Raw genomic sequence first — 22,443 nt, 5'->3', positions numbered from 1 at the left:
TCCTTTTATTCCTGTTCCGCGTTCAGAAGCTCGGGTTTCTTCAGGGCTTTCTGAAACAGATCTTTTTCCTCAGCGATGGCCATGGCGCAACGTTCCGCCTGATCATCTGTCAGTCCTTCGACCTTGCGGGTCAGGAAGACCTGAATTTCTTCCGCCAACTCAAGGATTTTGTCCCGCGCATCAGCGTCCGCCTTTGAAGTGAAGAGCATCGTATCAGGATGTTTAAGTGCCATTTCCAGGCCGTCCCTATCGGAAAAGTAGACTGCTTGTACCGCCATGGTCATTCCTCGCAGTGAATGTACGTAATACTGTATAAAAAGACAGTGTACAGAAAGAGGCCTGTTTGACACAACATTTGTTGAACCGCGGTCTTTGTGAGCTTATTCGCCCCCAAGTGCAGATTTCTCCATATCCAGGTATACCCGATAAGCGTTTGCTTTGTTCGAGGCATCAAAAGCCGGCAGCGATTCGTAACGTGACCAGTCTGTTTGATCATAGGCATCTTCAAATGATACCCAGTTCTCAACGGCGGCTTTCATCTGATTACGAACGAATGCCAGGTAGTTGTAGGTGAAGTCCAATGCTTCCATGGCGTTTTGGGAAGCGCGCCCATGGCCCGGGATAAGTACCTTTGGCTTGAGCTCTTTCACCTTCTCAATGGCGCTCATCCAGTTTTCAGTATCCACTTCAGGACTGTTCAAAAACGGGATTCGACCATTCTGGATGATGTCTCCGGAGAACAGTACACCCGAGGGTTCAACCATCATCATGCTATCGTCTGGAGCATGGGCTGGGCCGGCATGATAGACGCCAAAGCGATAGCTCCCCGATTCCAGGGCCATTTCATCTTGAAAGGTAATATCTGGTTGAACCACTCGTGTCTGGTCGTTAACCCACGGCGATAGTGCCTCTCCGCGTTGCTGGAGGCGCTGTTTCGCATCGGGACTGTCTATATAGAGCTTTGAGCTATCCTGAGCGATGATTTCAGCATTTGTCAGGTCTTTGAACGCTTGGAGTCCGTAGATGTGGTCAGCATGGTAGTGGCTGACAACCACGTGAGTGATGGGCAGGTCCGTCAGTTTCCGTATTTCCCGGATCATGGCGGCGCCAAGACTTGGTGTCCCCAGGGCATCAAAGACGACGACACCCACGTCGGTTATTACAAAGCCGGCGTTGGCGGTAAAGCCTTGATTGCTCTTGCCTGGTACCCCGGATTCCCCGTCAAAATAGTAAATGTTTTCGATGTTTACCGATTCGGGGCTAAAGGGGATTGAGATTTTCGGATAGGTTGAATCAGATTCGCCAAATGCGATTCCGGGTAAAAAAATCACTACCACAGCCAGAATAAGCAAAAAGCCATCTTTTTTCTTCCTTAAATGGTGCATTTCTGTTCCCTCCAAACGTTTCTGGTTGATTCGTAACCAGCTGTCCTGTTTGTGATTTTACTGGATTCCGGAAAAACGTCCTCCCGAAAATCAGATCTTTTAGCCAATGTCGAGTCACATAAAAGTACTTGTCACCCGCCACTTAGGAGTCTATAAATAAGTTATATCCTTATAACATAAACAACAAGACCGCCTTTCAGTCTCTGAACTGAGTGCCGGCCGACAGCCCGCAAGAGGGCATCGAAGGAGGATAAAACTATGTTCGGCAAGCTCCGCCGGCTTAAGCAAGACGTTTCCGGTATCGCCCTGGAAGAGTCAGAACGTTTACCATCAGATGAACGCCGGCGCTTCCTGAGGAATGGCCTTTTCACTGCGGGTGGTGCCATGGTCGGTGGTGCCCTTGCCGGCATCTCTCCCAGGCTTGGTGCCGCCGAAACCCAGTATCCCCCGGAAATCCCCTCCTGGACCCGCTCGCTTGGACCGGGTGTTGTTACCGATCCGTACGGTGTTCCGTCGCCCTTCGAAAAAGGCGTTATCCGGAGGAATGTTCCCTGGCTTACTGCTGAGAAAACATCTTCGATCAGCTTTTCGCCGCTCCAGCACCTGAAGGGCATTATCACGCCGAATGGCCTGTTCTTTGAGCGCCACCACGCGGGTCGTCCGGAAGTTGATCCTCAACAACATCGTCTGATGATCCACGGGCTGGTAGACCGGCCGATTATTCTCTCCATGGAAGACCTGCAGCGGTTTCCCAGTGTTTCGCAGATCAACTTCATCGAATGCCCCGCAAACGGCGGTATGGAATGGCGCGGTGCCCAGCTGAACTCCCTCCAGTTCCTTCATGGCATGGTCAGTTGTGCGGAATGGACTGGCGTCCGGCTCTCCACCCTGTTGCAGGAAGTCGGTATGAAGCCCGAAGGCAAGTGGTTGCTGGCAGAGGGGGCCGACGGGGCAGCTATGACCCGCAGCATCCCGATGGAGAAGGCGCTTGACGATGTGATTGTTGCCTATGCCCAGAATGGCGAGGCGCTGAGGCGGGAACAGGGCTATCCGATAAGACTTGTCGTTCCCGGCTGGGAAGGCAACACCCATGTGAAATGGTTGCGCCGCCTGGAAGTCGGTGACAAGCCATGGATGCAACGGGAAGAAACTTCCAAGTACACGGATCTCATGCCGGATGGAACGGCTCATGGGTTCACCTGGGTAATGGAGGCCAAATCCGTTATCACATCGCCGTGTCCGGAAATGCCCTTGAGAGGCAGCGGTATTTATCAGATAGAAGGCATTGCCTGGAGTGGGAAAGGCAAGGTGAAGGCAGTGGATGTGTCGGTTGATGGTGGTCGCAACTGGAGACAGGCTCGTTTGCGTGAGCCAGTGATGTCGAAATCGCTGACACGATTCTCACTTGAGTGGAACTGGGACGGCAACCCCGCGTTGTTGCAGTCCCGGGTAATCGATGAAACCGGCTATGTGCAGCCTACGCTTTCGCAGCTCAAAGAAGCGCGCGGCACCAATTCGATTTACCACAAGAATGCGATCCAGACCTGGCAGGTGACGCCAGATGGGAGTGTGAACAATGTTCAGGTTTGATAAATCGTCGCGAGTTTTGGCCAGTTTAGGAACCGGGGTGCTTTTGATGTCTATGGCAGCGGCTTGCCAGGCTGAGTCTGCCGGATATTACGGCTATGGCGAACCCGCAACCAAAGAGCAGATTGCCGGATGGGATATTGATGTCCGGCCAGATGGAAAAGGGCTGCCGGAAGGCAGTGGCACCGTTGATGAAGGAATGAATGTCTACGAAACCTATTGTTCGTCCTGTCATGGAGCTTTCGGTGAGGGTATGGGGCGCTTCCCCAAGCTCGCTGGTGGCGATGGCAGCCTGACGGAAGACCGCCCGGAAAAAACCGTAGGCAGTTATTGGCCCTATGCAAGCACCCTGTGGGATTACATTCACAGAGCCATGCCGTTTTTTGCGCCTCAGTCTTTGACCGATGATCAGGTGTATGCGCTGACAGCTTATGTCCTCAACCTGAACTACATCGTGGACGGGGATTTTGTTGCCAACAAGGAAACACTGCCAAAAGTAAAAATGCCCAATGAAGACAATTTTGTCTGGGAAGACCCCCGACCAGACATCCATAACGAACGTTGTATGAAGGATTGCAGGGACACGGTGGAGGTAACGGACTCAGCTGTGGGCAAGAACCTGACACCAAGCACGACCGGCCCGCTCGACAAAGGGCTTACAGAGTAATTGCTGGAGAGGCGGTGCCATTTGAAACGTGCCGAGGAGGATTAAGTGATGCGTAAAGGGTTAATTTCCGTGTGTTTAACCACGCTTGCACTGAGCGCTACACCGTCGGTGTTTGCAGAGCCGACCAAGGCCGAGATTGATCTGGGCAAGGAGCTGGCGTTCAGCCGGAAGGACGGAAACTGTCTGGCCTGCCATCAGATGGATGACGGCAAGTTGACAGGCAATATCGGACCGGCCCTGGGGAATATGAAAGTACGTTTTCCGGACCGGGAAATGCTGTTCCAGCGCATTTGGGACGAAACCCAATTCAACCCGATAACGGTGATGCCTCCATTCGGACGTCACTCGATCCTGAGTAAAGAAGAGATCAACCGGGTTATTGATTATTTGTACACGCTCTGAGAGCGGAGGAGGAGTTGCCGTGATTGACGAAAGACGAAGAGGTTTTTTGAAAGGCGCATTGGGCGCGGGTGTTGCGGGTTTTGCACTTGCTTCCGGAATGGTGCCGCTTCGGGTAGAGGCCGCTGCAGCTCCCGATGCAGGCAATTGGCCGAAGAAAGCTTTCAATACACCGGGCGTCGACGAAACGATTTCCGAACTATACGGCATGGATGCGGAGCAATCCGACAAGATATCCGTGGACCTGCCAACCATTGCCCAGAACGGTGCCGTGGTGCCGGTAACCGTCGAGACTACGCTGCCAAACGTGACAAGTATTGCATTGTTGGTCGCCGAGAACCCGAATGCCCTGGCGGCATCGTTCATGATCCCGAAAGGGACGCTACCATTTGTATCCAACCGTCTGAAAATGGCCGAGACCACGGATGTCGTGGCGGTGGTTATTTCCGATGGCAAGGCTTACAAGGCCACCAAGAATGTGAAAGTGACCGTCGGCGGCTGTGGCGGCTGACCGCTAGTAGGACAGGAGAGAAAGAATGGCTTCCAGTATCAGAGTTCGCGCAGTAGAAAATGGTGGCGTAACGTCGCTCAAGGCCTTGGTGCGGCACCCCATGGACTCCGGGTTCGTTAAGGATTCGGCCGGTAATGTGATTCCCGCCCATTTCATCCAGGTATTGACCATTAACCATAACGGTAAAGACGTGTTTGTGGCTCAGTGGGGCCCTGCCGTTTCGAAGGACCCGTTCCTTGAGTGCCGGTTCGAAGGTGCCAAGAAAGGAGACAAGCTCACGATCAGCTGGGTGGACAATAAAGGCGAGAGTGATTCAACCACAGCGACGATCGGCTAAAGGTTGTTGGCGGACAGGGCCCCGGGCTTTTGTACCGTCGCAGAGGAGGATTGGACATGCTTAAAGCGAAAATCATCCTGGTCGCCCTGGGCGCGGCGCTGGTCGTGCCACAGGCGCTGGCGGGAAACTCGCCGGAAGAAGACCGGAAAGAAGCGGTTGAGTACTTCAAGCAAAGGTTCCCTGACGTGCCGTTCAAGGAATTCGTCAACGGCCAGTACGCACTGGATGACGACCGACGTTCCCAGTGGGAGTCACTGCAGGATTTCCCACCCTATGAATTCGCCGTTGCGGAAGGCAAGGAGATGTTTGAAACGCCCTTCGCCAATGGCAAGACCTATGCAAGCTGCTTTGAAAACGGCGGTATTGGTATTCGCCAGAACTATCCTTACTTCGATATGGAAAAGAAGGAGGTCATAACGCTTGAGCTGGCCATCAACCGTTGTCGGGAGGAAAACGGTGAGAAGCCCCTGAGATACAAGAAAGGCGACATTGCCTCTATCTCAGCCTATATGGCCTCCACCTCTCAAGGTAAAGAGTTCGACATCAAGGTTCCGGATGAGCCTGCGGCCCTGGCGGCCTATCAGGATGGCAAGGAATTTTATTACAGCCGCAGGGGGCAGCTGAACTTTTCCTGTGCCAGTTGTCACGTTCAGAATCCAGGCAACTGGATACGTGCGGACCTGCTATCGCCTGCGTTGGGCCAACCGTCAAACTTTCCGGTTCATCGTTCCAAGTGGGGCGAACTGGGTACGTTGCACAGACGTTTTGCCGGGTGCAATAACAACGTTCGTGCCGAACCATTACCGGCTCAAAGCACGGAGTACCGAAATCTTGAGTACTTCCTGACCTATATGAGCAATGGCCTGCCAGTGGTTGGTCCGGCCACCCGTCCATAACCGGGAACGGAGTTGGGAGAATCGCAATGAAAAAATCATTACTGACACTTGGCGCAATACTGGCCCTGGGAATATCGCTGTCCGCCCTGGCAGGCCCGAAAGAGGATTTTGAAAAGATCTACTCGGAGGCTGAGAGTACCCACAAGGACGCCGGAACGTTTCAGTGGACCATTACTTCAGACCGGCTCAAAGCTGCCAGGTCCGCCGCGGAAAGCGGTGATTATGAGAAAGCGAAGGGTATGGCAAGCAAGGCTCTGAAACTGGCCGAGGAATCCGTTGCCCAGCGCAAGAAGCAGGCAGAGGTCTGGCGTAATGTCGCGATAGGCGGATAAACGTGCCCGTAATGGATGCTTGACCCTGTGTCTGCGGCGCTGCCCAGGCTGCAGGGTTATTCGTCTATTCCCATAATGACAGAGAGAGGAAAAGACCGTGTCGATTTCCCGCAGAGATTTTCTCTTGGCCATGCAAGCAGCCGCGATTGCCGGCCTTGCCCCGAAACTTGCTCTGGCGAAAGGGGGAGAGGGGTTATACGACATACCGAAATTCGGCAATGTGCGCCTGTTACATCTGACGGACATTCACGCCCAGCTTTCACCGGTGTATTTTCGCGAGCCCAACGTGAACCTGGGGGTTGGCCCCAGCAAGGGTAAAGTACCCCATCTGGTGGGATCACATTTCCTGGAACACTTCGGGATCCCGGCAAACTCCTCACGAGCCCACGCTTTTACCTACCTGAATTATCAGGAAGCGGCACAGGAGTATGGCCGCCTCGGTGGCTTTGCCCAGCTGAAAACGCTCATCGACCAGTTGCGTGAGCAGGCGGGGGCCGGAAACTCTTTACTGCTTGATGGCGGGGACCTGTGGCAGGGGTCGGGGACCGCTTACTGGACCAATGGCGAGGATATGGTGGAGGCCAGCAATCGTCTTGGTATTGATATCATGACGGGGCACTGGGAATTCACCTATCCGGAGCAACAGATCCGGAAGAACATAAACAGCTTCGAGGGTGAGTTTCTGGCCCAGAATATCTTTTTGTCGGACGAAGCCATGTTTATGGGCGCCGAGTCGTTTGACGAAATGAGTGGCCGCGTTTTTAAACCCTATTCGATCCGCGAACTTGGTGGCAAGCGCGTTGCGATCATTGGTCAGGCCTTTCCGTACACACCGATCGCCAACCCTTCCTATTTCATACCGGACTGGCGTTTTGGTATTCGGGAAAACGAGATGCAGGCGCTGGTCAACGAAATCCGGGAAACAGAAAAAGTTAACGCCGTCGTCGTTATCTCCCATAACGGTATGGATGTAGACCTGAAGATGGCCAGCCGGGTAACCGGTATCGATGCCATTCTTGGTGGCCATACCCACGACGCCGTTCCGCAGCCAACTGTTGTCAAGAACCCTGGTGGAAAGACCCTGGTCAGTAATGCCGGCACCAACGGCAAGTATGTGGCTGTTCTGGACCTCGATATCGGAGACAGCGGAGTCCGTGGCTATGAATACAGACTGTTGCCGGTTTTTTCGGACCTGATCAAGCCGGATGCTGCCATGAGCAGCTTCATCCAGGAAGTCCGGGCACCCTACATGGACAAGCTTGGAGAGAAACTCGCCATCGCCGATGAACTGTTATACCGCCGCGGCAACTTCAACGGAACGATGGATCAGGTGATTTGTGATGCGCAGAGGGAGGTTCTGGATGCTCAGATTTCCCTGTCACCCGGTTTCCGGTGGGGCACCACGGTTCTGCCGGGAGACGCCATCACAATGGACGACGTAATGAACGCCACTGCGATCACCTATCCGGAAACCTATGTTCGGGAAATGTCTGGCGCTGATCTGAAACTGATCATGGAAGACGTGGCAGACAACCTGTTCAACAAGGACCCGTACTACCAGCAGGGCGGTGACATGGTTCGGGTAGGTGGGATGGACTATACCTGTGATCCGACGGCGAACATGAATGGCCGTATTTCCGACATGCGCCTGGATAACGGAGAACTGATTCAAGCCGACAAGATGTACAAAGTTGCCGGGTGGGCCACTGTCAACTCGCGAGCTCCGGGACGGCCAATCTGGGATGTGGTCGCTGATTATCTGAGATCGGAGAAAACGGTCCGGATTACCAAGTTCAATACTCCCCGCCTTAAAAACGTGGAGGGTAACCCGGGGCTGGAAGACTATTCGTCATGAGAGCGGCGGGAGGTTTACCCAGAGGAGGTCTGACAGGGCTGATCTTTCTGATCCTGCTGTCAGCCGGTGCAAACCTCCACGCCGGTGAGCCTTTAAACCCGGAGAAGCCATTTGCCGAAAAGTTCCTGCTTCTACAGCTCAGCGATGATGAGCCGGAAAAGCAGGAAAAGGTTCTGAGCGTCGCTGGTAATCTTCTTGAGTATTACGATCTGGACCTGATTGATATTGAGATCACAACGTTTGGCCCCGGGGTGCGACTGCTTTACGCCGACAACAAGCATCGGGAGCAGATTACCAGCCTGATGTCTCAAGGGGTCCGGTTCTCAGTATGTATGAACACCATAGACACGATCGAGAGAGCAACGGGCGAAAGGCCTGAACTCCATCCTCAAAGTCAGCCTGTGCAGGTAGGTGTTGCCCATATTCTTGAGAGAGTCGAACAAGGATATGTATTGGTCCGCCCCTGATGCACTGGGCCATTTAAAGGAAACAAACCATGCGCTTCAATCTATCGACACTGATGTTTACAGCAGCACTCTCTGCAACGGGACTTGCCAATGCGGCGGAGACAGACCAACCGGTGATGGTTGAAATCAAGCGCTTGTCCATGGACACCGCTCTGACCATCGCCAAAACCGCCATTGATACGTGCCGGGAACAGGGCGTTCAGGTCGCCGTCACCGTCGTTGATCGGGGAGGTCACCCACAGGTCGTGCTGCGCGATGTGCTCGCCATGGACCTTGCGCTGGAAGTCAGCTATCGGAAGGCTTATACCGCCATGACATTCACCAGCAAGACATCCGCCATGGAAGATCGTTTCACCGGACCATTTTCCGTTGGCAAGGTTGAGAAGGTTCTTCTGTCTGCCGGCGGGGTTCCAATACAGGCCAGCGGTGAGACGGTAGGAGGTGTGGGCGTGAGTGGAGCACCTTCCGGAGAAACTGATGAAATGTGTGCCCAGGCAGGCGTAGATGCCGTTGAAATGGACCTGGAAATGGCATCATTCTAACTGTCGAAGTTTCAATAGAAAACCATGAGATAACAACATAGTGCGAGATGTTCTTAAAGTAATTTTGGTTTTTGTCTGTTTGCCCGGGATAGCCTTTGGACAGTACCCGGATGCAGTGCAGGTCCTTATTGACGACGGTCTGAAGATTGAAGCCAGGTTCAATGCCCCGGGTGGGCTGGAGGGCTACGTTGGACGCAGAAATGGTCATCCGGTTTCGCTGTACCTCATGCCGGATGGCGAGCATGTTGTTATCGGCAAAATGGTGGACGGATTTGGACAAAATCTGAGTGCAGAACATATCCGTGCCTGGTTGCCCGAATTGGACCTTACAGGGGCTTGGGCGAAACTGGAAAACGCGACATGGATTGGGGAAGGACCCGGGGACGCAAAGCGGATTGTCTACGTTTTTACTGATCCCAATTGCGGTTATTGCATTGTGTTCAGAGAAAAGGCCAAAGCTTTTCTGAAGCGTGGAATCCAGCTGAGGCACATTATGGTTGGAATAATCCAGCCGACCAGCCTGGCTAAAGCGGCAAGTGTTATCGCCTCACAGGACCCGGTGGCGCAGCTCGATTATCACGACAGTCAGTTTCCCAGAGACTGGCTTGATACTCCGGAAAATATCCCGGAACCACTCCGGGTCAAAATTGAGAATAACAACCGTTTGATGGAGGCGCTCGCGATATCAGCGACACCTGCCGTTTTATACCGCGATGAGCATGGTGAGGTCCGAAAGATCGTCGGTCTTCCGGATGATCTGGGGTTATCGCAGGCGGTGTTCCGGTCACCGGAATAATTTGGGCACTGTATGGGGGAGGTGCGAATAATGTCATTACGCAATTTCTTTTCAGGATTGATGCTTTTCGTTCCGGTTTTGGTAAGTGCCGGAGAATCCGGTGTGCCGGACCAGCTTGAGCTGACGAAAGTAACAGACCGTGTGTATTCCGCGATTGGCGAGACCGCGCCCGGTACCTACGAAAACAATGGCCACAACAATAACCTGAGCTTCATCATTACTGCAAAGGGCGTGGTCGTGATGAATGGAGGAGACAATTACCTTCTTGCCAAAGCCCTCCATAACTCAATCCACAGTGTGACCGACAAAGTGGTCAAGTATGTAGTGAATGAAAACGGTCAGGGTCACGCCATGCTGGGAAACAGTTACTGGCGGGACCAGGGAGTGCCGATCATTGCGCATGAGGCAGCGATAGAAGAGTTCCGGGAGCACGGTGATATCAAGCTGGCATCGATGGAAAACCGGAATAAAGAGAAGGCCGAAGGCACTTACGTAGCCGTTCCGGATATCGGGTTTTCGGACCGATACGACCTGGATATGGGCGATGTGAAAATCGAGCTGCGTTACTTTGGCCCCGGGCACTCTCCGGGTGACATTGCCCTTTGGATACCTCAGGACAAACTGCTGATCACTGGTGATTTGGGGTTCCACCAGCGTTTGTTAGCGGTGTTTGACGATACGGATACCGGCGCCTGGATAGAGTCGTTTGATAAGATGAGTGAGGAACTTGACCCCGAGGTCGTCATACCAGGGCACGGCGAACCAACGACGCTGGACGTCGTTACGCGCGAAACCCGTGGGTACCTGGTGTTTCTCAGAAGCGCGGTTATCGAGATTCTTGAGAATGGGGGAGGCCTGGACGAAGCCTATAATATCGACCAGTCCCAGTGGGCGTACCTGGATACGTTCGAGGAACTGGCTGGTAAAAACGCAGGACGCGTCTACCAGCACCTTGAGTTCGATTACTTCTGAAAGCTCAGTAGCGGAGTAGGGCGGATCCCCAGGTAAAACCACCCCCAAAGGCTTCCAGCAGGATGACCTCGTTACGTTTGATGCGGCCATCGCGCACAGCGACGTCCAGCGCCAGGGGAATGGAGGCCGCCGAGGTGTTGCCATGTTCATTAACGGTAACCACCACCTGATCGATGGACATGTTCAGCTTCTTAGCGGTCGCTGAAATGATCCGCAGGTTGGCCTGGTGGGGTACCAGCCAGTCGATCTCGGACTTTTGCATCTGGTTGGCTGCGAGCGTCTCATCGACGATCTTCCCTAACGTATTGACGGCCACTTTAAAAACTTCATTGCCTTTCATTTCCACGAAGGCCTTTCCGGCTTTCACCTGGTCGTACCCGTGGGCGATTCCACAAGGCACGTGAAGAAGTTCCTCGTACTGACCGTCTGCGTGGATATGGGTTGAAAGGATGCCTGTTTCTTCATCGGCTTCCAGAATGACGGCGCCAGCTCCGTCGCCAAAGAGCACACAGGTACCGCGGTCCTCCCAGTTGATGATTCGGGAGAATACCTCTGCGCCGATTACCAGCGCCTTCTTGCTGGTACCGGTTTTGATGAACTTTTCAGCAGTGGCAAGGGCATAAACAAATCCACTGCAAACCGCTTGAATATCAAATGCCGGGCAGCCATGAATGCCCAGCCGAGCCTGGAGAATACAGGCGCAACTGGGGAAGATCTTGTCTGGCGTGGAAGTGGCGAAAACAATAAGGTCAATGTCCTTACCGTCAATGCCGGCGGCCTCTATGGCGTTACGCGCGGCATGCTCCGCGAGATCGACTGTCGTCTGTCCCTCAAGGGCAATATGCCTCTGCTCGATACCCGTGCGTTCACGAATCCACTGATCAGTGGTGTCGACCATCTTTTCAAGGTCTTTGTTGGTAACGATGTTTTCTGGCAGGTATGAGCCCGTACCGGTAATTCGTGCAAACGTCATTCGTGAAAGTCCCGAGGCGTAACTGTTTATCGTTACTCCATGCTATACCCATGAGCCTCTGGGCGTTATTAGCGATTTGTCAAAGACCCACCGAAACTGGCAGGCTCGACTACTATAATGTAGAAAGTGATCCACCACTCTGTAACGAAGAGGAGAGAACCGCGATGGGAATTTCCAACCATGAACTTCACAGCGAATTTCCGCAGTACAAAGATCTGATTGATGAATTGAGAGCCAACGACCTGAAATTCAGTGAGAAGTTTAAAAAGTACGCAGAGTTGGATCAGGAAATAGAGGGGCTGGAGAGAAGGGGGGCCCCGGTCGGAGATGACAAACTCCATCGGATGAAACAGCAGCGTGCACAACTGAAAGATGATCTTTACCAAACCCTGACGAAAAACAGTCAGGCTTCCTGAAACTGAAGCAACATAAAGTTACTGTAAATCGCTGAAATGCCCGCCAGATAGGGGTTTCCAAGTATTCAGGTAAGGCTGCCCTGTCATTAGAATAGGTGGCTAATAAAACTTGATCCCGGTTAATTCTAACCGGAACCATTGGACCCTTATTCTGGAGACGGAAAATGAAAAGAGCAGCATCGATTTATAAGGGATGGCGGATGAAACGCGATTTTATTCACCTCGTGACCACTAGAGACAGCCGTTTGCTGAACGACGTTGGATTGTCACCTGAAGTTGTTGCAAAAAGGCTGAAAACTCCGTTTTGGGAGTTTTGAGCCGGCCCTTGGCCATCAGGGTGGAGTAGCTCTATCAAGGCTGCTCCGGCCTGATGACGTCTCCCTCAGCCCCTGACCTGGCTTCCGGCGGCTGTCACGTAAGTGTAATACACGGTTGTTATGAAAGGCTTTTTATCCCAAAAAGATATAAAAAAATTGATCTGCGCCTATGTCCCCGGCGCGAGCTTCATCCTATAGTGTCGCTACCTCCAGAACCATAACGGTTCAACCTGAAAAGGAGAGCGTGACGATGATCCAGGAATTCCTTCAAAGCACCTTGCCACTCGATTCCTCCCTTACCCTAAAACGATCTGACGTAAACCCTGACAGTGCCGGACATCACCACAGCGAAGGGTTCGAGCTTGTCTCAAACGCTGGCGAAACCGTTGGATTCGTCAAAGCATGGGAAGATGACTCCAGTTTCCGCGGCTACGTTCATTTCGATTCCGACGGAAATGTCGTGGACTGGAAAGTGTTCACGTCAGCCAGCGAGGTAAACCGCCACTCCTGATTCAGCTGCTGGTTGAAGTAATCAGCCGGGTTAGTTCCGTCCCGGCTGTAGGTCTTTTGTGTAAAAGGGTTGCTTTTAGAGGTCAGGCATCAATGGGTGCCCCGATGGCCGGATGCCTCGTGAGCGTTAAGGTCACAAACCTGAATTGCATTATTTCCGAGTTGCCGGGCTTCGGTACATAACTGGCGGGCGGTCTCGACCATCAGAGAGGTCTTACCCTTCGATGTATTTGAAGGCATGATCAGCACGCCCGCTGAGAGTCCGATGCGCGTACTGTGGTTGGCAGAAAGCTGAAACTTCGCACGGATCACATCAATCAATCTCAAGGCCATCTCAATTGTCGAGACCTGGCTGCTTTCTTCCATGAAAAGCACAGATTCGCCTTTGCCTATTTGATATAGAGCCGCCTGGGCCGGCATCAGTTTCTCGATGAGCTTTGAGGCTTCTTTAAAACTATCTTGTATTGAATGTGTCTGCTCTCCGGCCGAAGGGGCAGACGGAAGTTTGTCAAGACACAGATAGGTGAGGCTGAATCGCGCGGATGCACGCTCTCTGGGCGGCAACGTGTGATCGACTGTGCGAGGGTGCCCGGTAGAAATGTTGATAGGTCGTGAAGATGCTCGCAGAGAGTTGGTCAAGCCGGAATGATCGTGTAGCTGTCTAATAATAAAGACATACTCTTTGCCGAATGTGTCACTGCTGCCTATCTCGGAGACCTGGATGCTGATGATCGTTGCGGTGGTTCGGCGCCGTAACGTGAACAGCCCTTTAAGCACTTGCGCATCGAATTCACCGTCCGGGGCCACCTTGCCAGTCGAACGTTCAGGTCCAAGGGGGCTGAGCGCAAGGATCTGGTTGATCTGCTCGCCAAGAGCCTCTCCGAAGCTTATATCCAGGATTTCCTCTGCCGCCTCATTGAGGTAGGAGACAATGCCAAGCTCATTGGTAACCGCAATACCGTCCTCTGTGGCCTCAAGTACATTCCACGCAATATGATTCGCCTGAGAAGATTGATCCTGCCTGAATTGTTGGGAATGGTTCATAGCCTGACTCCGTGTCTGCTTTACTCAAGTCGATCTGCGGCAACTTTCTTACTCTGCTGCAAACGAACCTTGGAAACCTGTCATTTTTGATCTCCGGGATTCAGACTATAGGCTGGTAAGATGACCCATAATATGGGGCATAGCTTGAATAATGTATGAGAAAAACTCCTAAGGATTGTCTGTGTAGGATGCAATGCTGTTACTTCTGGAAGTCTGTCAGATAGGGAAAATTAATACTTATGAATGAGTCAGCCTCGGGCACCGAACTCAAGGAATGCAACGAAAGCCTCCCGATCGTCATTCTGGGCGCCTCGGCCGGTGGACTGGAGGCATTGAATGCTTTTTTCAAAGGTGCGCCGGACCCTATTGGTTGTGCTTATCTGGTCATTACCCATCATAAAACGGATCACCAAAGTATGTTGCCGGAATTGCTGGCCCGGTCCTCCGGAAAGCGAGCACTGGAAATAACAGATGGGATGAAGGTTGAGCCAGACTGTATCTATACCAACCCTTCTGGAGAATGGTTTACCGAGGTTAAAGGTGGAATCTTCAAGCTCCTGACCGCGAGTGAAGCCCTTAAGCAGACGCTGCCTGACAGCAGGCAAGGTGTGCCTTCAATGAAGGTTTACCACCCCATCGATTTTACCTTCCAGCGGCTTGCCGACGAGGTCAAGAGCCGGGCAATTGCAGTGGTCCTGTCCGGATCCGGCAGTGACGGAGCTCTCGGACTGAAGGCCATAAAAGCCAACGAAGGCATGATTATTGTGCAGAAGCCGGATTCGGCTGAATTCACAAGCATGCCTGAGAATGCGATAGCGACAGGATTGGTGGACTCCGTATTGCTACCGGGAGACATGGGCGCCCAGATACAGGGGTACCTGCACCAAAATCAGGAGTCAGTTCAGGTTCAGCGCGAAGAGGCGCTGGCATCAGCCGGGGAGCTGCGACGGATCTGTAGTTTGTTACTGGCTCGCACAGGCAACGATTTTTCCTGTTACAAGCCTAATACCATGCGGCGGAGAGTTGCCAAGCGAATGGCTTTGCATAACTTTCAGAAAACATCTGATTATGTCGAATACCTCACTCACGATGAGGAGGAGGTTACTTTTCTCTTTCGTGACATGCTGATCCGGGTGACCCGGTTTTTCCGGGATCCGGAGTTGTGGGATTACCTCCGGAAGACCCTTTTCCCCAAATTGCTACGCCAACCAGATTACTCAGATGGCTTACGCATATGGGTACCAGCCTGCGCCACGGGAGATGAGGCTTATTCAATCGCCATCCTCCTGAATGAGATTCTTCGAGAGAGTGGCGAATCCAAAAAAATTCAGATTTTTGCCTCAGACCTCGACGCGGATGCCATTGCGATTGCCAGACGAGGGCGGTACCCGGCCGGGATTATCAATGAAGTACCAGAGAGTTTGTTAAACAGATACTTCTCGTATTCGGATGATCATTACACTATCTGCAAGTCGATCCGAGAGCAGATTGTTTTTGCTCCACACAATCTGATCAAGGACCCTCCTTTTACCCAAATCGACCTTATCTCGTGCCGGAATCTGCTGATCTACCTGAAGCCGGATATGCAGGCCGACCTACTGTCCATGTTCCACATGGCGCTTCGGGAAAACGGTACGCTGGTGCTGGGGCCATCAGAGTCAGTAGGCGAAGCGTCCGAGGCTTTCGAGACGGTTAATGGCACGTGGAGGGTCTTCAAACGCAATCCAGATATTCTGCTAGAACGAGATTCAATGAAACACTTTAACTCTATGGGACGAAGAGGTTTATTTCCGCGCTTCAGCCAGGCCCGGATGCAGCCCAGTCCAACCGATGACAGTGACCTGACGCAAAGTGTGCTGAAGTTGCTGGCCAGGAAGTTTGCACCCGGGGCTATTTTGGCCAGCGAGCGAGGGGATATTTTCTACCTGCATGGTAAAGCGGGGAGCTTCCTGGAGCCTCAAGAAGGCAGACCCCACTATAACATTTTTGAAATGGGACGTGGCAGCCTTACACAGGAGCTGCCCGTTTTAATGCGACTGGCAGGCTCCTCCAAAGGCAAGCGGGTTGAGAAGACTTTAAAAGTCGAACCTTCTGACGACCGGGAAGTGCTCGTCGGCGTCGAGAAACTGCAAGCTCCTGAATCAATGAGGGGGCTGTTCCTGATCATTTTTCGTGATTCCGAGCTACAGACCGTCAGCGCGACTGGCCCGAAAGAGACTCAATCGAATGGGAACGAGTCTCCACAAGTCTCCCATGTGTTTGAGCTGGAGCGAGATCTGGAACAGTCACGAGCCGCTTATCAGGCACTGTTGCAGGAGGTCGAAACGCAGAATGAAGAGCTCAGGTCTGCAAATGAAGAGTTGCAGTCCACCAACGAAGAGCTTCAGAGCAGTAATGAGGAACTCGAAACCGCCAAAGAAGAGACTCATTCGCTGTATGAAGAGTTGAGCTCAATCAATACAGAGTTGGTTGAGAAAGTGAACAATCTGTCAGAAGCTAATGACGACATGGCCAATTTGCTGAATAGCACGGCTATGGCGATTCTGTACCTGGATAACGAGCTCAGGCTCAAGCGGTTTACGGATAAGGCAAAGGACGTTATTGCAGTTCGGGAATCGGATGAGGGGCGCCCCATCAGCGAACTGGCAGTCTACCTTGCAGATGAAGACCTGATAGGAGATGCCCAGTCTGTGCTGGCGACACTGAAAGCTATTGAAAAAGAAGTGAAAACCCAAGACGGGCATTGGTATTTAATGAAATTGCGGCCGTACCGAACCCGTGAAAACGTCATTGATGGCCTGATCTGTACCTTTGTCGACATTAACGAGGTCAAGGGTATCCAGCGGTCAGAATGAGCATTAATGAACCGCAGCTCGTGTGGGTAGGTGTGAGATGAAACATTCAGGAAGTGGACATGACAATGGCCATCAGCCAGAGAGCGGTAAATCGGTTAATAATGACCTCCGGTTGATCGCTGAGAAGAGGCTTAGGGAGCAGCGGGGGGTAAACGAGGAAGAGGACCTGAACGGTCTCGTCGAAGAGCTCAGCATACATAAACTCGAGCTCGAGATTCAGAACGAAGAATTGCGTAAAATTCAAGGCGACCTCCGAGTGGCCTACGACCGCTATGCTGTGCTCTATGAACGGGCCCCTGTGGCATTTCTGACGCTTTCGACGAAAGGCAATATTCTGAACTGCAACCGGGCCGCTTCAAAATTATTCGAGGTGCCAGCGCAACAGATTATCGGGCGCCGGCTACATGATTTTGTGGCACCGGACTCCCAGGACGATCTTCATCTACACCATTACTCGCTCATTAATGATTCAAGAACCCAGTCAACATCACTAATACTGAAAACGAAAGGCAACCAATCCAAGACTGTTCTGCTCGACAGTGAGCTTGATCGCCAGTTGAATCCAGGTGAGCTCAGTTGGTTCGCGTCCCTTACGGATATATCGGATCAGAAGAGGCTGGAAACGGAGCTGACAAGCCTGAATCGGGAACTTGAGGAGCGCGTCGAGGCGCGGGCACAACAGTATCTGACCAGCCGACAGGAGACCCTGGCGGTTCTTAATGCGGCCGCCGATCCGATCATAACCATTGACGGCGAATATCTGATCCAGTCCATCAACCGTGCCACATTACGGGTGTTCGGCTACGCCGAGGATGAACTCCTGGGTGCCAGCCTCATGAAACTGCTGACTGACACCGGGGCATTAGTCTTCAGGCGTGCTTTGGCCGATTGTGCCCGGGAGCTAATTGGCCAGGCACCGAAAGTGCGCAGGGAATTGCGATGCAAAGACAAGAGTGGCGAGCAGATTCCCGTTGAGACGGCGCTGGCCCGTGTTGATGAAGAAGAACATTTCATGATTATTTTCCAAGACCTGCGTGAAAAAAGACGTCTTGAGTGGGAAGTCATGCAGGTTGCTGAGGATGAGCGCAGCCGAATCAGCCGTGAACTGCATGATAGCCTCGGACAGGAACTGGCAGCAATGTCTCTCGATACCCGGGTGATCGCAGAAGATCTGGCGCAAACCGACGAGGCTGCATCTTCGAAATTCATGGGTTTTAGTGAGAAACTTCAGCAGTGTGTTGCGGATCTCAGGGGTATTATTTTTGACTTGGGCCCAATGGAAGTCTCTGATGGTGGGTTGGTGGATGCCCTCGAAGCACTGGTAAGAAACTTTCCGGAAAATGAGGGTATCAAATGCAGTTTCCACCACTCCCATTCTGAGCAGATTGGCAACTTGCCCCATGAAACCGAGATACAGTTGCTGAGGATTGCGCAAGAGGCCGTTCACAACGCCAGAAAGCACTCCCAGGCCAAACAGATCGTGGTGCGTCTTTCCGGCAAAGAAGACTCCATCGAACTCCAGATCATTGACGATGGCCTTGGCCTGCCGGTGAGCAAGCGGCCTTATCTCTCAGGACAGGGCCTCCGGATCATGGAGTATCGCTGCAGTCTGATTGGTGGAGCTCTGAATATCAGTAACTTTTCACCAAACGGCACCAGGATCGCGTGCTGCATAGACCAGGCTCCGGATAAGGGAACGCATGGTAATCAGTGATGACGACTAAAATCATGATCGTGGATGATCATCCGATATTCAGAGCAGGCCTTGCGAACCTGATCGGTCGGGATGAGCGGTACAGTGTTGTCTCGGAGGCCGCAGGGGCCACAGAGGCAATGAAGCTCCTGAAAGAAAACCCTCCCCAGTTGGTGATTGTAGATCTCACTCTTACAGAGGGCAGCGGCCTTCAACTTATAAAGCGAATACACACGCACGATTCGACCATCAAAATCCTTGTTGCTTCCATGCATGACGATATGATTTATGCAGAACGCACGCTACGGGCGGGTGCCCATGGCTATATCAATAAGGAACAGGCAGCCTCAAAATTGATCGGCGCAATTGAGGACGTCATGCGCGGAAGCATTTATCTCAACCCGGAAGTGGCGACTCACATCGTACAACGCCGAACCCATCGGGATGACCGGGTGCCGGAACGGCCCGAAGAGATACTTACCGATCGGGAGCTCGAAGTTTTTACCTTGCTGGGAAAGGGGTTTTCCTCGAAGGAAATTGCCGATCAGTTGTGTCTGAGTCCGAAAACGGTGGACTCCCATCGGGACCACATAAAGAAGAAGCTCGGTATTGAGAAAAGTTCGGTGTTGATGCAACGGGCCGTAACATGGACTTTGAGGATGGGTGACTGAAGGGATGAATACCTTGAAAATCAAAAAGTTGCATGTTGAATTCCCGTCACTACCGGTGCATTTTTGAAGAATCGGAATGGCGGGATTCAATGATTGAACAACAGCTTTTGATGCCGGGCGACCAGCAATTATCGTTTGATTACGACGTTTAACTCGGCTTCGAAGCCGTCCTGCCACCCCCTCGCGGGGGAGTGCAGTCCCAGTCGGATACCGGCACCACTAACAATGGCTTCTGCAATGGCAAGCCCGAGCCCGGATCCCAGGGCATTTGTCTCGGCGCGAACAAAACGGTTCCGCAAAAGCGCCATGTCTGACGGAGCAACAATGTCCCCGTGATTTTTGACGCTCACGGTGCCGTCGGCCGAAAGACGGATCTCAACTGCGCCTCCTTTTCCGCCGTGTTTGAGCGCATTCTCAATAAGGTTTCTGATGAGAATGGCGAAAGCATCCGGATTCAGTAATGAGGTAACCTCAGTATTCGGAAGCTGTGCGTCTATCCGGCCAGGGTTCAATCGTTCGTAATCACCGATAATCGTTTCAAGAATTGGCACGAGGTCGTGCTCTTCTTCGGACAGAACGCCACCGCCTTCCGCTTTCGCCAGCTCCAGTAATTTCTGAGACAGCCGCGCAAGATTGTGCAGGGATTCTTCAATCTCGGACGCTTTCTGGAGAGATGTTTTTTCAGATAATTCCGTTTTCAGTCTCTGGACTTTTGCCAGAGCCGTTGCGAGCGGGGTTCTCAGCTCGTGAGCGCTATTTGCGGTAAAGCTTCGCTCAGCCTCCAGGGCCCGCCGGAGTCGTTCTAATAAGCGATTGATTGAGGCCGCAATGGGCTCAAACTCTGCAGGAAGCCTTTCCACAGCAATGGGGGACAGGTCTGCAGAGCCTCGAGATTCAAGGGTTTCCCGAAAAACCACAACCCTTCGAAGCGAACATCGGACAGCCCACCAAACGCCTATCAGGCTGACCGGGATCAAAACCAACAGCGGCAAGAGAAGGGCGAGGCCTGCCTCAAAAGCCGCTTCTCGGCGGTGGGCCAGGGGTTCGGCAACCTCAATGAAAAGCGTGTCACTGACTGCAGACTCACCGTAGATACGGTGGGTATCGGTATCAAAAAAACCCTGCCTTGGGCGGGCATCGAATACGGAGATGTCTGTATCGTGAGACTGGAGCAGGATCTTTCCCGAAGCGTCTCGGACCAGGTAGGTGAGGTACTCCTCATGATCTCCCATCGCCGGTGCTCTTTTCTGACCAGTCCCGGCCTCCCGGCTGAGAATGTCAGTGACCGCAAGGGGCAGAATTCGCTGAGCGGTTTCTTGCAGCGCACTGTCGAATACCTCATTCATCTCATGCTGGGCGACCATAGCGGAGGCGGTAACGCCCATCAACCAAAGTAAGGTGACGCCGACGGTGAGCCCAAGGCTGAGTGTTCGCTGGAGGCTGTGTCTAGCTTTCATAGCTATTCAATCGGTAGCCCATGCCACGAACCGTTGCGATCACGCCCCTGCCCAGTTTTTTGCGAAGTCGGCTGATGTATACCTCGATGGTGTTGCTTTCAATCTCGGCACCGAACTCGTAGAGCCTGTCTTCGAGCTGCGGCCGGGAAAGTAGCCTTCCGGGGTGCTGAATGAAGGCTTCTAAAAGCGCCCATTCCCGAGAGGTCAATTCTATTGGATGACCATTGCGGACAATATGATGATCATTGAGGTTAACTTCGAGATCGCCCACAGACACAACCGGGTTCGGGTTGCCCCGGTAACGCCTGGCTACGGCCGCTATGCGGGCTGACAGCTCCGTCAGATCAAACGGCTTTACCAGATAGTCATCAGCGCCGGCATTCAGGCCTTTGATGCGGTCCGACACCTGGTCCCTTGCCGTGAGGATGATGACTGGCGTGGTGCTTCCGGTTTGCCGCAGTTTTTCCAGGAAATCGATGCCGTGGCCATCTGGCAGCATCAGGTCCAGAAGCACCAGATCATATGTTGTGGTTCGAACGCTGGTTTCGGCATACCCGAGACTCTGCACCCAATCCACGGCATGTCCATCTTCAGTGATTTGCTCCTGAACCGCTTCTCCCAGCCCCGTGGCGTCTTCCACCAATAACACCCGCATGTCTCGTCCTTAAACCGGCTATTTGGAAAAGATACTACAGCTTTATTCTGACAACAGCCTGAAATCCTCACTGCCGGCATTGCCCCAAAAACGAACGCTATGTCAGTTCCTTCAGCGTGCTGTCAGAAATGTGAGATACATTGACCACAACGATCACTGAGGAGGGTAACCATGAAGACCAAATCCATTGCACTGGGTATCTCGATGTTGCTTCTGAGTGGAGTGACACTTGCCGATGATGACTGCGATGACCCCGTGTCCGGGTGGCAGCCAAGAGAGAACCTGCGACAGCAGCTGGAAGCGGAAGGCTGGACAGTTTACCGGATCAAGGTTGACGACGGCTGTTATGAAGTAAAAGGGCGAGACAGTGAAGGTAACAGGGTCGAGGCCAGTTTCGCACCGTCGTCTCTTGAGCTCAAAGAGATGGAGCATGAGGACGACGAATACGATGAAGATGATGAATATGAGGACGACGATCGTAGCGAACAAAATGGCGGAAGCGACAGGAATAAGGATAACCCCATGGGCGAAAAGCCCTTGCCGGGCAACGGAATTATGAAGAGTCGCCCTGATGTGACTGTCCAGTAACCCGCTTTCCGGCTGTGACCGGCCTTAAAGGAGATAAGATCATGAAAAAAATGTGTTTTATGCTTGGTCTTGTGCTGGTGATGGCAGTTCCGGCCTACGCACAAGCAAGGGAGGTAACCTTCACGACGCAGTTGAATAACTACCGTGGCGATGGGGCGTACATGGCGATCTATCTGACCGACGCAAACGGCGCATATCAGGGAACCATCTGGATTTCTGGCAAAAAAAGTAAGTACTACAAGCACCTGCGCGACTGGGCCAGGGGTAGTGGTATGAGCCGATCCGAATATGACGGTTTGACCGGTGCCAGCGTCACCAGTGGCCGAACCCTGAAAATGACAGTCGACCTCAACGATTCGCTGATCGATAGCGGCTATCAGGTCCGCGTTGATACTGCGGTAGAGGATATGCGCGACAACCGCTCTGATGTCGTCGTTCCGCTGACGACGGAAGGGGCAGGTAAGGCGATCAATGGACGGGGCTATGTGCACTCGTTCACCTACGACTTCTGAGTCATT

26 protein-coding genes are annotated in these 22,443 nt (G+C 52.7%); 20 read left to right on the top strand and 6 right to left on the bottom strand.

Going from position 1 to position 22,443, the window contains the following annotated elements:
- Positions 1-5 precede the first annotated feature (5 nt).
- Both BKP64_RS06080 and BKP64_RS06075 read right to left on the bottom strand, forming a co-directional pair.
- Entirely contained in the window at positions 6-278 is a 273-nt protein-coding gene (locus tag BKP64_RS06080) for a YebG family protein (RefSeq protein WP_070967329.1), read from the bottom strand.
- Between the two features lie 102 nt (positions 279-380).
- Positions 381-1,385 (bottom strand): MBL fold metallo-hydrolase, encoded by a 1,005-nt coding sequence (locus BKP64_RS06075; RefSeq protein ID WP_083329167.1) that lies wholly within the window; start codon positions 1,383-1,385, stop codon positions 381-383.
- Positions 1,386-1,643: 258 nt separating this feature from the next.
- On the opposite strand from BKP64_RS06075, the gene soxC reads away from it, so the two are divergent.
- From soxC to BKP64_RS06015, 12 genes are all read left to right on the top strand, one after another.
- A complete protein-coding gene (gene soxC / locus BKP64_RS06070; RefSeq protein WP_070967326.1) occupies positions 1,644-2,975 on the top strand; it encodes a sulfite dehydrogenase in 1,332 nt (443 codons plus the stop codon).
- A gap of 46 nt (positions 2,976-3,021) precedes the next feature.
- Complete coding sequence (locus tag BKP64_RS06065) at positions 3,022-3,639, top strand: c-type cytochrome (RefSeq protein WP_099092548.1); 618 nt, start codon at positions 3,022-3,024, stop codon at positions 3,637-3,639.
- A gap of 48 nt (positions 3,640-3,687) precedes the next feature.
- Positions 3,688-4,041: a sulfur oxidation c-type cytochrome SoxX gene (gene soxX, locus BKP64_RS06060; protein WP_070967321.1), complete on the top strand. Its 354-nt coding sequence runs from the start codon at positions 3,688-3,690 to the stop codon at positions 4,039-4,041.
- A 19-nt stretch (positions 4,042-4,060) separates the two neighbouring features.
- Complete coding sequence (soxY, locus tag BKP64_RS06055) at positions 4,061-4,549, top strand: thiosulfate oxidation carrier protein SoxY (protein WP_070967319.1); 489 nt, start codon at positions 4,061-4,063, stop codon at positions 4,547-4,549.
- A gap of 25 nt (positions 4,550-4,574) precedes the next feature.
- On the top strand, positions 4,575-4,886 hold the full coding sequence (soxZ, locus tag BKP64_RS06050) for a thiosulfate oxidation carrier complex protein SoxZ (protein ID WP_070967317.1): 312 nt from the start codon (positions 4,575-4,577) through the stop codon (positions 4,884-4,886).
- Positions 4,887-4,942: 56 nt separating this feature from the next.
- A complete protein-coding gene (soxA, locus tag BKP64_RS06045) occupies positions 4,943-5,782 on the top strand; it encodes a sulfur oxidation c-type cytochrome SoxA (RefSeq protein ID WP_070967314.1) in 840 nt (279 codons plus the stop codon).
- A 26-nt stretch (positions 5,783-5,808) separates the two neighbouring features.
- On the top strand, positions 5,809-6,114 hold the full coding sequence (locus BKP64_RS06040; RefSeq protein ID WP_070967312.1) for a hypothetical protein: 306 nt from the start codon (positions 5,809-5,811) through the stop codon (positions 6,112-6,114).
- A gap of 97 nt (positions 6,115-6,211) precedes the next feature.
- A complete protein-coding gene (gene soxB, locus BKP64_RS06035) occupies positions 6,212-7,969 on the top strand; it encodes a thiosulfohydrolase SoxB (protein ID WP_070967309.1) in 1,758 nt (585 codons plus the stop codon).
- Positions 7,966-8,436, top strand: coding sequence for a DsrE family protein (locus BKP64_RS06030; protein ID WP_070967306.1), 471 nt, complete (start codon positions 7,966-7,968; stop codon positions 8,434-8,436). Before soxB ends, BKP64_RS06030 begins: the two co-directional genes overlap by 4 nt.
- Before the next feature lie 29 nt (positions 8,437-8,465).
- On the top strand, positions 8,466-8,978 hold the full coding sequence (locus BKP64_RS06025) for a GlcG/HbpS family heme-binding protein (protein ID WP_070967303.1): 513 nt from the start codon (positions 8,466-8,468) through the stop codon (positions 8,976-8,978).
- 40 nt (positions 8,979-9,018) lie between these two features.
- Entirely contained in the window at positions 9,019-9,774 is a 756-nt protein-coding gene (gene dsbG, locus BKP64_RS06020) for a thiol:disulfide interchange protein DsbG (protein WP_070967300.1), read from the top strand.
- Between the two features lie 30 nt (positions 9,775-9,804).
- Positions 9,805-10,746, top strand: a complete 942-nt coding sequence (locus BKP64_RS06015) for an MBL fold metallo-hydrolase (RefSeq protein ID WP_070967298.1) — start codon at positions 9,805-9,807, stop codon at positions 10,744-10,746.
- Between the two features lie 4 nt (positions 10,747-10,750).
- Here BKP64_RS06015 and BKP64_RS06010 read toward each other — a convergent pair whose 3' ends face one another.
- Positions 10,751-11,719, bottom strand: coding sequence for a beta-ketoacyl-ACP synthase III (locus BKP64_RS06010; RefSeq protein ID WP_070967295.1), 969 nt, complete (start codon positions 11,717-11,719; stop codon positions 10,751-10,753).
- Between the two features lie 50 nt (positions 11,720-11,769).
- Between BKP64_RS06010 and BKP64_RS06005 the strand changes: the two genes are divergently transcribed.
- The 3 genes from BKP64_RS06005 (at position 11,770) to BKP64_RS06000 (ending at position 12,963) form a co-directional block, all read left to right on the top strand.
- The gene (locus BKP64_RS06005) at positions 11,770-12,135 is read left to right on the top strand and encodes a YdcH family protein (RefSeq protein WP_227515516.1); all 366 of its coding nucleotides are present in this window, start codon (positions 11,770-11,772) and stop codon (positions 12,133-12,135) included.
- A gap of 164 nt (positions 12,136-12,299) precedes the next feature.
- Complete coding sequence (locus BKP64_RS19390) at positions 12,300-12,452, top strand: hypothetical protein (protein WP_198402653.1); 153 nt, start codon at positions 12,300-12,302, stop codon at positions 12,450-12,452.
- 250 nt (positions 12,453-12,702) lie between these two features.
- Entirely contained in the window at positions 12,703-12,963 is a 261-nt protein-coding gene (locus tag BKP64_RS06000; protein WP_070967290.1) for a hypothetical protein, read from the top strand.
- Positions 12,964-13,052: 89 nt separating this feature from the next.
- Here the strand turns inward: BKP64_RS06000 and BKP64_RS05995 are convergent, their stop codons facing one another.
- On the bottom strand, positions 13,053-14,006 hold the full coding sequence (locus tag BKP64_RS05995) for a nitrogen regulation protein NR(II) (protein WP_070967288.1): 954 nt from the start codon (positions 14,004-14,006) through the stop codon (positions 13,053-13,055).
- Positions 14,007-14,245: 239 nt separating this feature from the next.
- On the opposite strand from BKP64_RS05995, the gene BKP64_RS05990 reads away from it, so the two are divergent.
- Genes BKP64_RS05990 through BKP64_RS05980 form a run of 3 tightly spaced genes read left to right on the top strand, consistent with a single transcriptional unit; the run spans position 14,246 to position 19,225 of the window.
- Positions 14,246-16,861: a CheR family methyltransferase gene (locus BKP64_RS05990; protein ID WP_070967285.1), complete on the top strand. Its 2,616-nt coding sequence runs from the start codon at positions 14,246-14,248 to the stop codon at positions 16,859-16,861.
- A gap of 37 nt (positions 16,862-16,898) precedes the next feature.
- Positions 16,899-18,575 (top strand): PAS domain-containing sensor histidine kinase, encoded by a 1,677-nt coding sequence (locus tag BKP64_RS05985; protein ID WP_070967283.1) that lies wholly within the window; start codon positions 16,899-16,901, stop codon positions 18,573-18,575.
- A complete protein-coding gene (locus BKP64_RS05980; RefSeq protein ID WP_070967281.1) occupies positions 18,575-19,225 on the top strand; it encodes a response regulator transcription factor in 651 nt (216 codons plus the stop codon). The genes BKP64_RS05985 and BKP64_RS05980 overlap by 1 nt, the downstream gene beginning before the upstream one ends.
- A gap of 128 nt (positions 19,226-19,353) precedes the next feature.
- Here the strand turns inward: BKP64_RS05980 and BKP64_RS05975 are convergent, their stop codons facing one another.
- Together BKP64_RS05975 and BKP64_RS05970 are read right to left on the bottom strand one after the other, a co-directional pair.
- On the bottom strand, positions 19,354-20,682 hold the full coding sequence (locus BKP64_RS05975) for an ATP-binding protein (RefSeq protein ID WP_070967279.1): 1,329 nt from the start codon (positions 20,680-20,682) through the stop codon (positions 19,354-19,356).
- The gene (locus BKP64_RS05970; RefSeq protein ID WP_070967276.1) at positions 20,672-21,337 is read right to left on the bottom strand and encodes a response regulator; all 666 of its coding nucleotides are present in this window, start codon (positions 21,335-21,337) and stop codon (positions 20,672-20,674) included. Before BKP64_RS05970 ends, BKP64_RS05975 begins: the two co-directional genes overlap by 11 nt.
- A gap of 171 nt (positions 21,338-21,508) precedes the next feature.
- Here BKP64_RS05970 and BKP64_RS05965 point away from each other — a divergent pair, with 171 nt between their 5' ends.
- Together BKP64_RS05965 and BKP64_RS05960 are read left to right on the top strand one after the other, a co-directional pair.
- Entirely contained in the window at positions 21,509-21,925 is a 417-nt protein-coding gene (locus tag BKP64_RS05965) for a PepSY domain-containing protein (protein WP_070967274.1), read from the top strand.
- 41 nt (positions 21,926-21,966) lie between these two features.
- Positions 21,967-22,437 (top strand): DUF2271 domain-containing protein, encoded by a 471-nt coding sequence (locus BKP64_RS05960; RefSeq protein WP_070967272.1) that lies wholly within the window; start codon positions 21,967-21,969, stop codon positions 22,435-22,437.
- The last annotated feature ends 6 nt before the right edge of the window (positions 22,438-22,443 follow it).

The organism is Marinobacter salinus (genome assembly GCF_001854125.1).
Classification (GTDB): Bacteria; Pseudomonadota; Gammaproteobacteria; order Pseudomonadales; family Oleiphilaceae; genus Marinobacter; species Marinobacter salinus.
The sequence above is the reverse complement of the archived record's forward strand: the minus strand, read 5'-3'. Positions and strand labels throughout refer to the sequence as shown.

Excerpts from the sequence above, each read along its gene's own strand:
- BKP64_RS06080 (WP_070967329.1), bottom strand. The coding sequence starts at position 278 with ATGGCGGTACAAGCAGTCTACTTTTCCGATAGGGACGGCCTGGAAATG.
- BKP64_RS06075 (WP_083329167.1), bottom strand. The coding sequence starts at position 1,385 with ATGCACCATTTAAGGAAGAAAAAAGATGGCTTTTTGCTTATTCTGGCT.
- soxC (WP_070967326.1), top strand. The coding sequence starts at position 1,644 with ATGTTCGGCAAGCTCCGCCGGCTTAAGCAAGACGTTTCCGGTATCGCC.
- BKP64_RS06065 (WP_099092548.1), top strand. The coding sequence starts at position 3,022 with ATGTCTATGGCAGCGGCTTGCCAGGCTGAGTCTGCCGGATATTACGGC.
- soxX (WP_070967321.1), top strand. The coding sequence starts at position 3,688 with ATGCGTAAAGGGTTAATTTCCGTGTGTTTAACCACGCTTGCACTGAGC.
- soxZ (WP_070967317.1), top strand. The coding sequence starts at position 4,575 with ATGGCTTCCAGTATCAGAGTTCGCGCAGTAGAAAATGGTGGCGTAACG.
- soxA (WP_070967314.1), top strand. The coding sequence starts at position 4,943 with ATGCTTAAAGCGAAAATCATCCTGGTCGCCCTGGGCGCGGCGCTGGTC.
- BKP64_RS06040 (WP_070967312.1), top strand. The coding sequence starts at position 5,809 with ATGAAAAAATCATTACTGACACTTGGCGCAATACTGGCCCTGGGAATA.
- BKP64_RS06030 (WP_070967306.1), top strand. The coding sequence starts at position 7,966 with ATGAGAGCGGCGGGAGGTTTACCCAGAGGAGGTCTGACAGGGCTGATC.
- BKP64_RS06025 (WP_070967303.1), top strand. The coding sequence starts at position 8,466 with ATGCGCTTCAATCTATCGACACTGATGTTTACAGCAGCACTCTCTGCA.
- BKP64_RS06015 (WP_070967298.1), top strand. The coding sequence starts at position 9,805 with ATGTCATTACGCAATTTCTTTTCAGGATTGATGCTTTTCGTTCCGGTT.
- BKP64_RS06010 (WP_070967295.1), bottom strand. The coding sequence starts at position 11,719 with ATGACGTTTGCACGAATTACCGGTACGGGCTCATACCTGCCAGAAAAC.
- BKP64_RS06005 (WP_227515516.1), top strand. The coding sequence starts at position 11,770 with ATGAGCCTCTGGGCGTTATTAGCGATTTGTCAAAGACCCACCGAAACT.
- BKP64_RS19390 (WP_198402653.1), top strand. The coding sequence starts at position 12,300 with ATGAAAAGAGCAGCATCGATTTATAAGGGATGGCGGATGAAACGCGAT.
- BKP64_RS06000 (WP_070967290.1), top strand. The coding sequence starts at position 12,703 with ATGATCCAGGAATTCCTTCAAAGCACCTTGCCACTCGATTCCTCCCTT.
- BKP64_RS05995 (WP_070967288.1), bottom strand. The coding sequence starts at position 14,006 with ATGAACCATTCCCAACAATTCAGGCAGGATCAATCTTCTCAGGCGAAT.
- BKP64_RS05990 (WP_070967285.1), top strand. The coding sequence starts at position 14,246 with ATGAATGAGTCAGCCTCGGGCACCGAACTCAAGGAATGCAACGAAAGC.
- BKP64_RS05985 (WP_070967283.1), top strand. The coding sequence starts at position 16,899 with ATGAAACATTCAGGAAGTGGACATGACAATGGCCATCAGCCAGAGAGC.
- BKP64_RS05980 (WP_070967281.1), top strand. The coding sequence starts at position 18,575 with ATGACGACTAAAATCATGATCGTGGATGATCATCCGATATTCAGAGCA.
- BKP64_RS05975 (WP_070967279.1), bottom strand. The coding sequence starts at position 20,682 with ATGAAAGCTAGACACAGCCTCCAGCGAACACTCAGCCTTGGGCTCACC.
- BKP64_RS05970 (WP_070967276.1), bottom strand. The coding sequence starts at position 21,337 with ATGCGGGTGTTATTGGTGGAAGACGCCACGGGGCTGGGAGAAGCGGTT.
- BKP64_RS05965 (WP_070967274.1), top strand. The coding sequence starts at position 21,509 with ATGAAGACCAAATCCATTGCACTGGGTATCTCGATGTTGCTTCTGAGT.
- BKP64_RS05960 (WP_070967272.1), top strand. The coding sequence starts at position 21,967 with ATGAAAAAAATGTGTTTTATGCTTGGTCTTGTGCTGGTGATGGCAGTT.